This window comes from Micromonospora sp. NPDC005367, assembly GCF_040606825.1.
Lineage (GTDB): Bacteria > Actinomycetota > Actinomycetes > Mycobacteriales > Micromonosporaceae > Micromonospora.
On sequence record NZ_JBEXFP010000021.1, the window covers coordinates 67,217 to 81,564 of the forward strand.

12 protein-coding genes are annotated in these 14,348 nt (G+C 73.4%); 7 read left to right on the plus strand and 5 right to left on the minus strand.

The genetic code is table 11. From position 1 onward, the window contains the following. Nucleotides 1-401: 401 nt before the first annotated feature. A complete protein-coding gene (locus ABZS42_RS17105; RefSeq protein WP_355146279.1) occupies nucleotides 402-1,823 on the minus strand; it encodes a HAMP domain-containing sensor histidine kinase in 1,422 nt (473 codons plus the stop codon). 14 nt (nucleotides 1,824-1,837) lie between these two features. Further along, the gene (locus ABZS42_RS17110; RefSeq protein WP_355146228.1) at nucleotides 1,838-2,527 is read right to left on the minus strand and encodes a response regulator transcription factor; all 690 of its coding nucleotides are present in this window, start codon (nucleotides 2,525-2,527) and stop codon (nucleotides 1,838-1,840) included. 73 nt (nucleotides 2,528-2,600) lie between these two features. Here ABZS42_RS17110 and ABZS42_RS17115 point away from each other — a divergent pair, with 73 nt between their 5' ends. Further along, the gene (locus tag ABZS42_RS17115; RefSeq protein ID WP_355146230.1) at nucleotides 2,601-3,524 is read left to right on the plus strand and encodes an ADP-ribosylglycohydrolase family protein; all 924 of its coding nucleotides are present in this window, start codon (nucleotides 2,601-2,603) and stop codon (nucleotides 3,522-3,524) included. Nucleotides 3,525-3,566: 42 nt separating this feature from the next. Here the strand turns inward: ABZS42_RS17115 and ABZS42_RS17120 are convergent, their stop codons facing one another. After that, the gene (locus ABZS42_RS17120; RefSeq protein WP_355146232.1) at nucleotides 3,567-3,998 is read right to left on the minus strand and encodes a hypothetical protein; all 432 of its coding nucleotides are present in this window, start codon (nucleotides 3,996-3,998) and stop codon (nucleotides 3,567-3,569) included. 295 nt (nucleotides 3,999-4,293) lie between these two features. Here ABZS42_RS17120 and thrS point away from each other — a divergent pair, with 295 nt between their 5' ends. Both thrS and ABZS42_RS17130 read left to right on the plus strand, forming a co-directional pair. Next, entirely contained in the window at nucleotides 4,294-6,300 is a 2,007-nt protein-coding gene (thrS, locus tag ABZS42_RS17125; protein WP_355146234.1) for a threonine--tRNA ligase, read from the plus strand. 246 nt (nucleotides 6,301-6,546) lie between these two features. Beyond that, entirely contained in the window at nucleotides 6,547-7,059 is a 513-nt protein-coding gene (locus tag ABZS42_RS17130) for an HIT domain-containing protein (RefSeq protein WP_355146281.1), read from the plus strand. 120 nt (nucleotides 7,060-7,179) lie between these two features. On the opposite strand, the gene ABZS42_RS17135 is transcribed toward ABZS42_RS17130, so the two are convergent. Next, entirely contained in the window at nucleotides 7,180-7,662 is a 483-nt protein-coding gene (locus tag ABZS42_RS17135; protein WP_355146236.1) for a hypothetical protein, read from the minus strand. 205 nt (nucleotides 7,663-7,867) lie between these two features. Between ABZS42_RS17135 and ABZS42_RS17140 the strand changes: the two genes are divergently transcribed. After that, nucleotides 7,868-8,926: an aldo/keto reductase gene (locus ABZS42_RS17140; RefSeq protein WP_355146238.1), complete on the plus strand. Its 1,059-nt coding sequence runs from the start codon at nucleotides 7,868-7,870 to the stop codon at nucleotides 8,924-8,926. Nucleotides 8,927-9,069: 143 nt separating this feature from the next. Here ABZS42_RS17140 and ABZS42_RS17145 read toward each other — a convergent pair whose 3' ends face one another. Beyond that, on the minus strand, nucleotides 9,070-11,229 hold the full coding sequence (locus tag ABZS42_RS17145) for an elongation factor G-like protein EF-G2 (RefSeq protein WP_355146239.1): 2,160 nt from the start codon (nucleotides 11,227-11,229) through the stop codon (nucleotides 9,070-9,072). 253 nt (nucleotides 11,230-11,482) lie between these two features. Between ABZS42_RS17145 and pgsA the strand changes: the two genes are divergently transcribed. From pgsA to ABZS42_RS17160, 3 genes are read left to right on the plus strand one after another with little or no spacing between them, the layout of a single operon-like run. Further along, on the plus strand, nucleotides 11,483-12,115 hold the full coding sequence (gene pgsA / locus ABZS42_RS17150; protein WP_076470235.1) for a phosphatidylinositol phosphate synthase: 633 nt from the start codon (nucleotides 11,483-11,485) through the stop codon (nucleotides 12,113-12,115). Beyond that, nucleotides 12,112-13,023: a phosphatidylinositol mannoside acyltransferase gene (locus ABZS42_RS17155; RefSeq protein ID WP_355146241.1), complete on the plus strand. Its 912-nt coding sequence runs from the start codon at nucleotides 12,112-12,114 to the stop codon at nucleotides 13,021-13,023. The genes pgsA and ABZS42_RS17155 overlap by 4 nt, the downstream gene beginning before the upstream one ends. A gap of 2 nt (nucleotides 13,024-13,025) precedes the next feature. Further along, entirely contained in the window at nucleotides 13,026-14,186 is a 1,161-nt protein-coding gene (locus ABZS42_RS17160; protein ID WP_355146283.1) for a glycosyltransferase family 4 protein, read from the plus strand. Nucleotides 14,187-14,348: the final 162 nt, after the last annotated feature.

The following is a 14,348-nucleotide window of genomic DNA, read 5'->3' on the forward strand; positions in this document are numbered from 1 at the left end:
CGGCCCCACCGGAGGAGTGGGTGCGCGAATGCGCCCCCCGGTGGAACTGATGGGTTCGTACGAGATCCTGTCAGGTCGCGGCCGGACAGACGCCGCCGTTAAGCCGGATCTAAGGAAGACTTGCGCCGCCGCACAGCCGGCCGCGACCCGGCGACCGTGCCCCAAGACCCTCGCCGCGCGGCGCGCGGGCGCTGCGGTGCGCCGTAGCTCCGCTCACCGAGCGGCGATCGGGGGAGTTCCGACGCTGCGGCGCGCCTTATTTCCCCTCACGCAGGTCAAGGCGGTGGTGCGTCGGTGGGTGCAGAGCAAAGCGTCCGAAGCGATGTGGGTGAGGCGCAGCCGCCGTCAGGGAGAGTGCGAGCACTTCTGTAGTCGCCAGTCGTCAGTCGGCCGGTCGGCGCTCAGTGATCCGGCGGGCGCTGCCGGGGCCAGGGGCGGCGGCCGGAGCTCTTCTGGTCGCGGGCCTCCCGTGCCATCCGGCCGACGAGCCCGAACCGGTTGACCTGCCGGGGCGTCGCCTCCGGGTCGGCGAGCAGCATCACCACGCTCGCCCCGCCCAGCTGCGCCCGGTCGATGCTCACCGAGCCGTTCGCCTGCGTCGCCACCCGCTTGGCGATGTCCAGCCCCAGACCGGTGGAGCCCCGGTCGCTGGCGCCGCGACGCAACGCCCGGTCGGGGTCAGGGATGCCCGGGCCGGCGTCGTCGATGCGGATCGCCACGTACCCGTCGCGCCGGGAGACGGCCACCTCGAACGCGGTGCCCTGCGGGGTGTAGCGGAACACGTTCCCGATCACCGCGTCCAGCGCGGCGGCCAGCTCCGCACGCGGCACCGGCGCCGGGATCCGCAGCTGCGCCCCGCTCACCCGGTGCGGACGGTTCTGGTCGCCGGCGAGCGCCGACCAAAACACCATCCGGTCCCGAACCACCTCGCTGACGTCGCACATCGCCGGCCCGGCGTCGTGGGTGACCGCCTTGCGCGTGGTCTTGATCAGTACGTCGATCTCGCCCTCGAGCGTGACGATCGCCTGACGGATCCGCCGGATGCCACGCCGGTGGTCCAGCTCGGCCTGGCTGAACGTGCCGACACTCGTGTCGTCCGACTCCAGCGCCTCCGCGTCGAGCCGGAGCACGGTCAGGGGCGTACGCAGCCGGTGTGACAGGTCGGCGACGAGTTCCCGCTCGTCGGTACGGGCCGCGTCGAGGCGCTCGGCCATCTGATTGAACGCGTGCCCGGCCTCGGCCAACTCCCGCGGGCCGGTCGGCTCCACCCGCGCCGCGAGGTCGCCGTCGCCGATCGCGAGCGCCCCGTCGATGAGGCCCCGGGTGGCGTACGCGGTACGGATGGCGACCCGGTCGACCACCACGACCGCCGAGCCGACCAGGGCCAGGGCGACCGCGCCGAGCAGGAGCAGCCTGGTGCCGGATCCCCGGCTCATCGCCCTGTCGGGAACGAAGACCTCGACGACCGCGATCCGGTCACCCAGCACCACCGGGTCGAGCCGGGCGGCGCCGCCGGGCACGTCCACGACGAGCGACCGTCGCTGCGCGCGGGCCCGGTCGAGGGCGGCGGGCGTGGCCCGGCCGGCGTCGCCGTCGTCACCGAGGCCGTGCACCACCGGACGCGTGGCCGCGTCACCGCCGCTGGCGGCCACCGCCCGCTCGATCACCGCGGGGTCGGTGCTGACCGCCAACGCCCCCGTGACCAGCGCGCTGCGCCGGGCCGCGTCGGCGATCGCCTCCGCACGGACCCGGTCACCGAGGCTGACCGCGAGCGGCACCAGGAACGCGAGCGCCACCAGGGCGCAGACGGCGGCCGTGAGCAGGGTCAGCGTGACTCTCAGTCCGGCGCCACCAGCCGGAAGCCGACCCCCCGCACGGTGCGCAGGTAGCGCGGCTTCGCCGCGGACTCGCCCATTTTGCGGCGCAGCCAGTACAGGTGAACGTCGATGGTCTGATCCTCGCCGACCGACGGCTGCCGCCATACCTCCTCCAAGAGTTCCCGCCGGGACACTACCCGCCCGGGACGTGCGGCGAGATACGCCAGCAGGTCGAATTCCTTGCGGGTCAGTGCCAGGGGTTCCCCGTCGAGGTGTGCGCTGCGCTCACCGACGTCCATCCGCAGCCCGCCGACCTCGTGCACGGCCGGCCGGACGGTACGGCTGGCCCGGCCGGCCCGGCGCAGCACCGTGGTGATCCGGGCGTCGAGGTGAGCGCCGGTGAACGGTTTGACCATGTAATCGTCGGCGCCCGCACGGAGCAGCCGCACCACGGACTGCTCGTCGTCGCGGGCGGTGGCGATGATGATCGGCACGTCGGTGATGCCGCGCAGCATCCGCAGCGCGTCCGAGCCGTCCAGGTCGGGCAGGCCGAGGTCGAGGACCACCAGGTCGGGGGTCTCCGCGGCGACCCGGCGCAGTGCGTCCAGCGCCGTGCCGACCGCGTGCACGGCGTGCCCCCGATCGGCGAGGGACCGCAGCATCGCGCCGCGTACGACGTGATCGTCTTCGACCAGGAGGACGGTGGCCACGCACAGACGGTACTTGGCGTGGCAAGTTGATCGCGTTGCGGCGCACCTGGGAACCGGGCAAGCTGGTACAACGATGTCCTTCACGCTCTTCGCCGACGCCCGACTGGCGCTCGCCCGGGACAGCCTCACCGGCCTCTCCGTCGGCGACGCGCTCGGTTCGCAGTTCTTCGTCCCCGGCCGGCAGCCGGCGGATCTGCTCGCCGGGCGCCTCCCGCCGACCCCGTGGGAGTGGACCGACGACACCGAGATGGCCTGCTCGGTGCTGGCGGAACTGGTCGAGTCGGGCCGGATCGACCGGGACCGGCTGGCGCTCGCCTTCGCCGAGCGCGCCGAGCCGTACCGGGGGTACGGGCCCGGCGCGGTGACGATCCTGCGGTTGATCCGCACCGGCACGCCGTGGCCGGTCGCCGCCGCGTCGGCGTTCGACGGGCAGGGCTCCTGCGGCAACGGGGCGGCCATGCGGGTCGCGCCGTTGGGCGCGTACTTCGCGGACTCGACCGGCCGCGCGGCGGCCCAGGCCCGCGCGTCGGCCGAGGTGACGCACGCGCACCCGGAGGGGATCGCCGGAGCGGTCGCCGTGGCCGTCGCCGCCGCACTGGCCGCGCGGGGCCGGTTGGACGGGGACCGGCCCACCGCGCATCGTCTCCTCGCCGGAGTGGCCACCGCCCTGGACCCGGCCACCGAGGTGCACCGTCGGCTGCGCCGCGCGGCCGACCTGCTCGGCCATCCGCTGCCGCGGGTCGTCGGGGCGCTCGGCAACGGCGCCCGGGTCACCGCGCAGGACACCGTGGCCTTCACGCTCTGGGTGGCCGCCACGCACCTGGAGGACTACCCAGCCGCGATCCGCGCCTGCGTGGCGGCAGGCGGGGACGTGGACACCACCGCGGCGATCGTGGGCGGGATCGTGGCCGCCTTCGCCGGGGTGGGCACCCCGGGCGGCGTACCCACCGACTGGCTGGCCGCCCGCGAACCCCTCCCCGACTGGCTCAGTTCTTGACCTACTCGGCTTCAGTGAGATCGGGGTGTCCCAGGCATGCGGTCAGCCCGACCTACCTGAACTCGAGTGGATCAACTTGAGGGTGGGACCGGACCGGTGCTGGGCGCTCCCAGAGCGGCGGCGCCAGCGGCTCGCGAACCAGCCGAGCGTAGTGCCGACGCCGAGCCCCGCGAGCAGGCCCGCCGCCAGCAGCGCGTCGGCGTTGCCACCCGCCCACCCGGCCGCGTCCCCGAACCCGTCCGCCCCGGCCGCACCCGCCCCGCCGGTCCGCTTGCCGGCCGTATCCGCCCCGCCGGGCTGCTCGCCGGCTGCTCCCGGGCCGCCGGACCCGCTCGTGCCGGCGCCTCCCGACGCCGCGCTGGGCGTCGCCGCCGCACCGCCGTGACCCGCGTGCCCGTAACCCCCGCCCACCGCGGCCGGGAGCAGGGTGAGTCGCGGGGCCGGGTGCGCGCCGGTCGGGCCGGTCCAGCGCACGACGATGCCGTCGGCGTAGGTCTGCCGCAGCCGTGGCCAGGGCGGCGAGTGTCGCCGCGCCTCGGTGGCCTCGGGTCTTCGCCATCTCGCGTCCCCATCCCTGTCGAGTCGGCCGGGAGTGGATCCCGGCCGCATCCGGTAGTTCGGCTCCCGACGGCGAAAGGTTCAACGCGGGTGCCCGCAACTGGGCAGTTGCCTCGGCTGAGGCGTCGGCGGTCGGGGCGCAAGGGGGGACCGATAGCATCGGCGGGGGCCGTACCGGCCCGTTCTGTGCCGTCTGCTGCGAGGAGTCACCGTGTCCGCACCCCGTACCCCCGCCGTGGCCGACCCCGTCGTCGTCGCCGCCGGGACGACGGCGGCCGACGCGGTGGCCGCGGCCGAGCTGCCCATGACCGGCCCGAAGGCGATCGTGGTGGTCCGCGATCCCGAGGGCCGCCTGCACGACCTGGACTGGCGTCCGGCGACCGACATCGCGGTCGAGCCGGTCAGCATCGACTCGCCGGACGGGTTGAACGTGCTGCGCCACTCGACCGCGCACGTGCTCGCGCAGGCCGTGCAGGACGTCTTCCCCGAGGCGAAGCTCGGCATCGGCCCGCCGATCGAGAACGGCTTCTACTACGACTTCGCGGTGGAGAAGCCGTTCCAGCCGGACGACCTGGCGAAGCTCGAGAAGCGGATGCAGGAGATCATCAAGTCCGGCCAGCGGTTCCGGCGGCGCCGGTTCGCCAGCCTGGACGAGGCGCGGGCCGAGCTGGTGAACGAGCCGTTCAAGCTCGAGCTGATCGACATCAAGGGTGAGGGGCTGGACTCCTCCGAGGTGATGGAGGTCGGCGGTGGCGAGCTGACGATCTACGACAACCTCGCGGCGAACGAGGAGAAGGTCTGCTGGTCGGACCTGTGCCGCGGCCCGCACCTGCCGAACACCCGGCTCATCGGGGCGTTCAAGCTGATGCGCTCGGCCGCCGCGTACTGGCGCGGGTCGGAGAAGAACCCGCAGCTACAGCGGGTCTACGGCACCGCGTGGCCGACCCGGGACCAGCTGAAGGCGTACCTGAAGTTGCTGGAGGAGGCCGCCCGGCGCGACCACCGCAAGCTCGGCGCGGACCTCGACCTGTTCAGCTTCCCGGACGAGATCGGCTCGGGCCTGGCCGTCTTCCACCCCAAGGGCGGCATCATCCGCCGGGAGATGGAGAACTACTCGCGCCGCCGACACGAGGCCGCGGGGTACGAGTTCGTCAACACCCCGCACATCACCAAGGCCAACCTCTTCGAGACCTCCGGTCACCTGCCGTACTACGCGGACACCATGTTTCCGCCCATGCAGCTGGAGGGCGCGGACTACTACCTCAAGGCCATGAACTGCCCGATGCACAACCTGATCTTCAGGGCGCGCGGGCGGTCCTACCGGGAGCTGCCGCTGCGGCTGTTCGAGTTCGGCACGGTCTACCGGTACGAGAAGTCCGGCGTGGTGCACGGCCTGACCCGGGTACGCGGGCTCACCCAGGACGACTCGCACATCTACTGCACCCGGGAGCAGATGCCCGGGGAACTCACCACGCTGCTCACCTTCGTGCTGGACCTGCTGCGCGACTACGGCCTCGACGATTTCTACCTGGAGCTGTCCACCCGGGACGACTCGCCGAAGTTCATCGGCAGCGACGAGGACTGGGCCGAGGCCACCGAGGCGCTGCGTACCGCCGCCGAGCAGTCCGGTCTCGAGCTGGTGCCCGACCCGGGTGGCGCGGCCTTCTACGGCCCGAAGATCTCGGTGCAGGCGAAGGACGCCATCGGCCGGACCTGGCAGATGTCGACCATCCAGGTCGACTTCAACCAGCCGGAGCGGTTCGGGCTGGAATACCAGGCCGCCGACGGCACCCGGCAGCGGCCGGTGATGATCCACCGAGCGCTCTTCGGTTCGATCGAGCGGTTCTTCGGGGTGCTCACCGAGCACTACGCGGGCGCGTTCCCGGCCTGGCTGGCACCGGTGCAGGTGGTCGGCATCCCGATCCGTGAGGACCACACCGACTACCTGCACGGCTTCGTGGCCGCGCTGCGCGCCGAGGGGATCCGTGCCCAGGTCGACGCGGGCGACGATCGGATGCAGAAGAAGATCCGTACCGCGCAGCAGCAGAAGATCCCGTTCATGGTGATCGCCGGCGACGACGACGTGGCCGCCGGCACCGTGTCGTTCCGCTACCGGGACGGGTCACAGCGCAACGGCGTGCCGATCTCGGAGGCGGTGGCGCACGTGCTGGACGTGGTCGGCTCCCGTACCAACATCGGCCCCTCCGCGCAGATGTAGGGGCCAGGCACGGGCCGCGGGGCGTTCGCGCGGGCTGCGGGGCGTTCGCGCCGGTCATGATCGTGCACGATCCGGGAAGTAGTGCCTCCGCCGCGGCAGGAGGCCACTACTTCCGTGTTCGAGCGCGATCTTCCGCGTGCCCACAAGCCGACGGCGGGTACCTGGGACGCACCCGTCGCCGGCGCCCGGAGAGTCCGTAGGATCGCGCCTGTGACTGGGGCGGAACGGCACACGGACAGCGATGGAATGGCCGACGGTCTGGAGCGGCTCTGGACGCCGCACCGGATGACGTACATCTCGGGCGACGACCGCCCCGACGAGGGCTACGAGAAGCCGAGCGGCTGCCCGTTCTGTCGGGCGCCGCAGGCGCCGCCGGAGGAGAACCTCGTCGTGGCACGGGGCGAACGCGTGTACGCGGTACTCAACCTCTACCCGTACAACCCGGGCCACCTGCTGGTCTGCCCGTACCGGCACGTGGCCGACTACACCGAGCTGGACGAGGCGGAGACCGCGGAGCTGGGCGCGTTCACCCAGACCGCGATGCGGGTGGTCCGCAAGGTCAGCAACGCGCACGGGTTCAACCTGGGCATGAACCAGGGCGGAGTGGCAGGTGCCGGCATCGCCGCACACCTGCATCAACACGTGGTGCCACGCTGGGGCGGCGACGCGAACTTCATGCCGGTGATCGGGCGTACCAAGGTTCTCCCGCAGCTGCTCGGCGACACCCGCGAGCTGTTCGCCCGCGTCTGGCCGTCCTGACGGCACCGCTCTGCGTCCGGCCGGGCCCGCCGGGCAGCGCCGCGCGACTGCCCCACAGCTCGCCCCGCCGGGCCCGCCGGGCAGCGCCGGGCCCGCCGGGTGACTGCCCCACAGCGCCGGTCAGTTGCCCCGCAGCGCGGTGACGAGTTCCGGCCAGCCCGCCACCCGCCGTACCTGGGGCAGGTGGGCGACGTGCGCGGCCACCTCGGCGGGCCGGGGGCGGAACAGGAAGCGGTGCGGCACCGAGTCGAGGTAGCCGAGCACCTCCAGCCGGTCGTCGACGAAGTGGGTCAGCCCGAGCCGCCGGGCGATGGGCGCCTTGGCCGGTCGGGTACGGCAGAAATGCACCCGCTGCACGGGGATCCCGGTGCGGGTGTGGAAGTCGTGGTGCGCCAGCCATTCGAGGGTCCGCCGCTCGGTGGCCTCGCCGCACTTGCTCACCAGGTGCACCTCGTCGAAGCCGTCGGCCAGTGCGGCCAGGGCGTCGACGGCCCCCACGACCTCTGGCGTACGCAGGTAGTGGTCGCCGAAGAACGAGGTGTCCGCGTCGTCGTCGGCCGGTTGGATGATCACGCCGCCGATGTCCACCCCGAGCCGTCGCATGCGGCCGATCATGCCGCAGGAACGGTGGCTGGGGCAGCGCCATCTTTCCGGCCGCACACGTCGTCGCCCTTCGGGCCCTGCCGCAACCGGTTCTCCCGCGCGTCCCGGCATCTCGGACTCCGCCAAACACTCCGGGCAGGCGCCCGCGACAGCGAATATGGCCCCTTGTTGTGTTCGATCGCGCTCGAGGTGGCACGATCTGCCGGTGGCAGTCACGACGCGGACGTTGGGGCGCAGCGGCATCGAGGTCAGCGCGCTGGGGATGGGCTGCTGGGCGATCGCCGGCCCGTGGATGGAAGGCTCCCAACCACTCGGCTGGGGTGCCGTCGACGACGACGAGTCGATCCGGGCGGTCCGCCGGGCGCTCGACCTGGGCGTCACCCTGTTCGACACCGCCGACACGTACGGGGCGGGGCACGGCGAGCGGATCCTCGGGCGCGGGCTGGCCGGTCGCCGCGACGAGGCGGTGATCGCCACCAAATGGGGCTACACCTTCGACGAGGCCACCCGGCAGGCGACGGGGGAGGACGCCTCGCCCGGGTACCTGCGCCGGGCGGTCACCGACTCGCTGCGCCGGCTGGGCACGGACCGGATCGACCTGTACCAGCTGCACCTGGCCGATCTGCCGGTGCCGCGCGCCGAGGCCCTCATCGGCACGCTGGAGGAGATGGTCGCCGAGGGGCTGATCCGGGCGTACGGCTGGAGCACCGACCGGGCCGACCGCGCCGAGACGTTCGGCCACTCGGCTCCCGGCGCGACGGCCGTGCAGCACTCCCTCTCGGTGCTCCGGGACGCCCCCGAGCTGCTGCTCGTCTGCGAGAAGTACGACCTGGTCAGCATCAACCGTGGGCCGCTCGGGATGGGGCTGCTCACCGGCAAGTACACGGCCACCTCCACGCTGCCCCGCGACGACGTACGCGGACTCGCCCCGGGCTGGCTGGAGTGGTTCCGTGGCGGCCGGCCGGCGCCGGAGTGGCTGCGCCGGGTGGCGGCGGTACGCGACACGCTGACCGCCGACGGGCGCACCCTGGCGCAGGGCGCGCTCGGCTGGATCTGGGCGCGCAGCGGGCGGACCGTTCCGATCCCCGGCTGCCGTACCGTCGCCCAGGTGGAGGAGAACGCGGCGGCCCTGCACCACGGTCCGCTCGCGCCGGACCAGTTCGCCGAGGTGGAACGTCAGCTCGCCGCGCTGCGCCGCGCGGCCCTCCGGCACGCCGATCACCCCGGCTGGCCCAGCCCCACCACCCCCGCCACCCACCCCTGACCCCACGCCGTCCCACCCGGAACCCCGCCGGGGTTTCGCCCGGCCACGGGTGCACGAAACGACACGGGTTCACGGAACGAGTGGCCGTCCCAGCGGAAACGGCCACTCGTCGCGTGCACCGGGCCCCGCGCCCGGGGCATGGGTTACGAGGTGGGGTGTTCCTTGCGGATCTGGTCGGCCAGGTGCGCGGGCATGGGGTCGTAGCGGACGAAGCTGCGCCGGAAGGTGCCGGTGCCGGCGGTCATCGAGCGCAGCTCCACGGCGTAGCGGAGCAGTTCGGTGGCGGGGACCTCGGCGCGGACCACGGTCCGTCCCTCGCTGTCCGGATCCGACTCGGTGCCGAGCACCCGGCCGCGCCGCCCGGAGAGATCACCCATCACCGCGCCGACGGAGGAGTCGGGCACCCGGATGGTCACCTCGTCCACCGGTTCCAGCAGGGCCGGCTGCCCCTTCTCGGCCGCGTCCCGCAGGGCCAGCGCCCCGGCGGTCTGGAACGCGGCGTCCGAGGAGTCGACGCTGTGCGCCTTGCCGTCGAAGAGGGTGACCCGCACGTCCACCACCGGGTAACCGGCGACCAGGCCCCGTTCCATCTGGGCCCGGACACCCTTCTCCACCGACGGGATGTAGTTGTGCGGCACCGCCCCGCCGACCACCTGGTCCACGAACTCGAAGCCGGCACCGCGGGGCAGCGGCTCGACCTCGATGTCGCAGACGGCGTACTGGCCGTGGCCGCCGGACTGCTTGACGTGCCGGCCGTGCCCCCTGGCCGCGTTGGTGAACGTCTCCCGCAGCGCCACCCGCACCGGTTCGGTGTCCAGCTCGACGCCGCCGGCGCGCAACCGGTCGAGCACCACGTCGGCGTGCGCCTCGCCCATGCACCAGAGCACGAGCTGGTGCGTCTCGGCGTTGCGCTCCAGCCGCAGCGTGGGGTCGCCGGCGATCAGGCGGGACAGGTTGCGGGCCAGGGCGTCCTCGTCCGACCGGCTCTTCGCCGCGATGGCCACCGGCAGCAGCGGCTCGGGCATCTCCCAGGGCGCGATGAGCAGCGGGGTCTCCTTGGTGGAGATCGTGTCGCCGGTCTCCGCGCTGCCCGACTTGGTGATCGCGCAGATGTCCCCGGCGACGCAGGCGGCCACCTCACGCAGGGCGGAGCCGAGCGGGGTGTAGATGTGCCCCACCCGCTCGTCGGAGTCGTGGTCGGGGTGCCCGCGCTCGGCGAGGCCGTGCCCCGAGACGTGCACGGTCTGCTCGGGCCGCAGGGTGCCCGAGAAGACCCGCACCAGGGAGACCCGCCCGACGTGCCGGTCGATCGTGGTCTTGACGACCTCGGCGACCAGCGGTCCGTCCGGGTCGCAGGCGAGCGGCGGATGCGGTGAGCCGTCCACGCCGGTCACCACGGGCGGCTCGTGTTCCAGCGGCGACGGGAAGGCGGCGGTGAGCACCTCCAGCAGGGTGTCCAGCCCGACGCCGGTCTCGGCGCACACCGGCACCACGGGGTAGAAGTGGCCCCGGGCGACGGCCCTCTCCAGGTCGTCGATGAGCACGTCGGTGCCGATCTCCTCGCCCTCGAGGTACCGGTCCATGAGCGACTCGTCCTCGCTCTCCGCGATGATCCCCTCGATGAGCTCGTCGCGCGGCTCGACGATGGCGGGCAGGTGCTGCGGGTCCGGCTGCCGGATCTCGGCGGGCAACCCGCCGGTGTAGTCGAAGACCCGGCGGGTGATCAGGCTGAGCAGGCCGACTGTCGACACCCCGTCGTCGCCGAGCATCGGCAGGTAGAGCGGGAGCACGTTGTCGCCGAAGACACGCTGGCAGAGCGCCACCGCCTCGTCGAAGTCGGCGCGCGGGTGGTCCAGCCGGGAGACGGCGACCGCCCGGGGCATGTCCACGGCGGCGCACTCCTCCCACAGCGCGGCCGTGGCCGCGTCCATCCCGTCGACCGCGGAGACGACGAAGAGCGCGGCGTCGGCGGCCCGCAGCCCGGCCCGCAGCTCGCCCACGAAGTCGGCGTAGCCGGGGGTGTCCAGGAGGTTGACCTTGATGCCGTCGTGCAGCAGCGGCGCGCAGGTCAGGCTCACCGACCGCTGCTGGCGTACGGCGGCGGGGTCGTGGTCGCAGACGGTCGTGCCGTCGGTGACCGCCCCGGCGCGACCGATCGTGCCGCTCGCCCTGAGCAGCGCCTCGACCAGGGTCGTCTTGCCGACGCCGGAATGCCCGACGAGCACGACGTTGCGAACCCTGCCGGGCTCGGTCACCACCGGCACGACGCCGGTGACACCCTTCTCCTGACTCTTCTGCGCCATTGGGCGCACCTCCCTCAGCCGGTGGTGGTGGCGAACCGCCGCGCGTAACGGGACAGCGGCCCGGGGCGGGTGCGCGGCGATATCCTCCGGTGGACTGCTGCACAGCGAGAACTCGGACGGGTGGGCAGGTGAGCTGGGTCACCTTCCTGACCCGATCAGACACCCGTTCCGGGGCGCGCACAAGCTTTCGCCGCGCCGCCGCGCTGACCGGCCGTATCGCCGTACCTGGGTGGACCGTTATCGTGGGACCGCCATGGCGAAGATCTTCCAAGTGTCGGCCCGCGCGGGGATGACCCGCGTCGTCGAGCCGCTCGCACGCGGCCTGCTTCGAGCGGGCGTCACCCCCAATGCGGTCACCGTGACCGGCACCGTCGGCGTGCTGGTCGGCGCGCTCGGCTTCGGCGCCCGCGGTGACCTGGTCGCCGGCGCGCTGATCGTCACGGTCTTCGCGCTCACCGACCTCCTCGACGGCACGATGGCCCGGATGAGCGGCGGCTCGACCCGGTTCGGCGCCTTCCTCGATTCGAGCATGGACCGGATCGCCGACAGCGCCGTCTTCGGCGCGGTCGCGTACTGGCTGGCCACCGAGGGCGACCACGCCGGCGTGGCGGCGGCGTTGCTCTGCCTGGCGGCCGGCAGCATCGTCTCGTACGTCAAGGCCCGAGCCGAGGGACTCGGCATGACCAGCAACGTGGGCATCGCCGAGCGCACCGAGCGGCTGCTGATCGTCGGGGTCGGCGGCCTGCTCACCGGCCTCGGCGTGCCGATGGCGTTGCAGATCGCGCTCTGGCTGCTCGCCGCCGTGTCGATCTTTACCGTGGGGCAGCGCATGCGGCACGTGTACCGGCAGGCCCGGCAGCTTCCCGCACCGGGTGCGAACGGGTGAATCTCACCGAGCTCGGGTACGTCGCGGGCTGGCGGGTCGTTCGCGCGTTGCCGCGGCCCGTCGTGGCTGCGGCGTTCCGGGCCGGCGCGGACCGCGCGTCCCGAAAGGGCGGCGCGGGTACGACCCGACTGCGGGCCAACCTGCGCCGGGTGGTCGGGCCGGAGCTGCCCGAGGCCGAGCTCGACGACCTGGTCAAGCGGGGCATGCGTTCGTACGCCCGCTACTGGATGGAGGCGTTCCGGCTGCCGTCGCTGAGCCGCGAGCAGGTCCTGGCCACCTTCCAGCTGGACGGTGCGGAGGAACTCGCGGCGGCCGTGGCGGCCGGCACCGGTGCGGTGATCGCGCTGCCGCACGCCGGCAACTGGGACGCCGCGGGCGCCTGGGTCGCCGCCAACGGCTGGCCGATCACCACCGTCGCCGAGCGACTCGAGTCGGACGGCGTCTACGGGCGGTTCCTGGCCTTCCGCAGGGGCCTGGGCATGGAGATCCTGCCCAACCGCGGCGGCGAGCGTCCCGCGTTCGACGTGCTGGTCGACCGGCTGCACGCCGGCGCGGTGGTGCCGCTGCTGGCCGACCGGGACCTCTCCGCGCGCGGGGTGGAGGTCGACTTCTTCGGCGCCCGTACCCGCATGCCCGCCGGGCCGGCCCTGCTGGCCCTGCGCACCGGGGCGCCGCTCTACGTGGCCTCCCTCTGGTACGAGCCCGATCGGGCGCACGCGGCGCTCGTGGGCCCGATCGCCGTGCCCGGTGCCGAGGACGGCCCGCTCGACCAGCGGGTCCGGACGCTCACCCAGCGCGTCGCCGACGAGTTCGCCGTGGGCATCGCCCGCCATCCGGAGGACTGGCACATGCTGCAACGCATGTGGCTCGACCAGCGGAGCGCGGTAGGCCCGGACAGCGGGCGATGACGTTGCGGATCGGCATCGTGTGCCCGTACTCCTTCGACATCCCGGGTGGGGTGCAGAACCACGTCATGGACCTCGCCGAGGCGCTGATCGCCCTCGGCCACGAGGTCAGCGTGCTCGCCCCGGCCGACGAGGACTCGCCGCTGCCGTCGTACGTCGTGCCGGCCGGCCGGGCGGTTCCCCTGCCGTACAACGGTTCGGTGGCCCGGATCGCGTTCGGCCCGGTGTCCACCGCCCGGGTACGGCGCTGGATCACCCGTGGCGACTTCGACGTGCTGCACGTCCACGAACCGCTGACGTTGAGCCTGTCGCTGCTCGCGGTCCTGTCGGCCCGGGGTCCGGTGGTGGCCACCTTCCACACGGCGATCACCCGGTCCCGGGCGCTGGCCGCCGCGCAGGGAGTCCTCCAGATCGTGCTGGAGCGCATCACCGCCCGGATCGCGGTCAGCGCGCTGGCCCGCAAGGTGCAGGTCGAGCACATGGACGGCGGCGCGGTGGAGATCCCGAACGGCGTGGCGGTCGCCAAGTTCGCCCACGCCGACCCGCTGCCCGGGTGGCCGGGGGAGTGCGCGCCGGGCACCGGCGGGACGCTCGGCTTCCTGGGCCGGTTCACCGAGCCGCGCAAGGGCTTCGCCGTGTTGCGTGACGCCTTCGTCGACCTCGCCCCGAACCGCCCCGGGCTGCGGCTGCTGGTCGCCGGTCCCGGCGATCGGGACGAGCTGTTCGGCCAGTTCCCCGCGGCGCTGCGCGACCGGGTGACCTTCCTGGGCCTGGTGTCGGAGGAGGAGAAGGCGCGCATGCTGCGCGGCGCGCACCTCTACGTGGCGCCGAACACCGGCGGCGAGTCGTTCGGCATGATCCTCACGGAAGCGCTGGCCGCCGGCACCACGGTGGTCGCCAGCGACCTCGACGCGTTCCGCCGGGTGCTCGACGGCGGCCGTGCGGGCCGGCTCTTCCACACCGGCGACCCGGTGGCGCTGCGCGACGCGCTCGTCGACCTGCTGGACGACGGGGCGGCGCGGGCCGCGCTGACCGCCTGCGGCGACCAGGTGGTGGCGAACTACGACTGGCCGGTGGTGGCCCGGCGGGTGCTCGAGGTGTACGCGGCGGCGATCGAGGCCACCGACGGTCGGGTCATCGACGAGGAGTGGGTGGGACTGGGTTGAGCCGTCGCCCGCCGAGCGGGCGCGGCCGGGTGCGGGCTGCCGGCCGGCGGGTGCCGGGGTGAGGTCGCGCAGGTGAGGGCGGGTCCGGGACACCCGGGCGTGGCGCTGACCGGATCGCCGGGGCGGCCGGATCCGGGGGAGTGGATCGCCGTGGCCGGCCGG

Excerpts from the sequence above, each read along its gene's own strand:
- ABZS42_RS17115 (WP_355146230.1), top strand. The coding sequence starts at position 2,601 with ATGTCCTTCACGCTCTTCGCCGACGCCCGACTGGCGCTCGCCCGGGAC.
- ABZS42_RS17130 (WP_355146281.1), top strand. The coding sequence starts at position 6,547 with ATGGCCGACGGTCTGGAGCGGCTCTGGACGCCGCACCGGATGACGTAC.
- ABZS42_RS17135 (WP_355146236.1), bottom strand. The coding sequence starts at position 7,662 with ATGCGACGGCTCGGGGTGGACATCGGCGGCGTGATCATCCAACCGGCC.
- ABZS42_RS17145 (WP_355146239.1), bottom strand. The coding sequence starts at position 11,229 with ATGGCGCAGAAGAGTCAGGAGAAGGGTGTCACCGGCGTCGTGCCGGTG.
- pgsA (WP_076470235.1), top strand. The coding sequence starts at position 11,483 with ATGGCGAAGATCTTCCAAGTGTCGGCCCGCGCGGGGATGACCCGCGTC.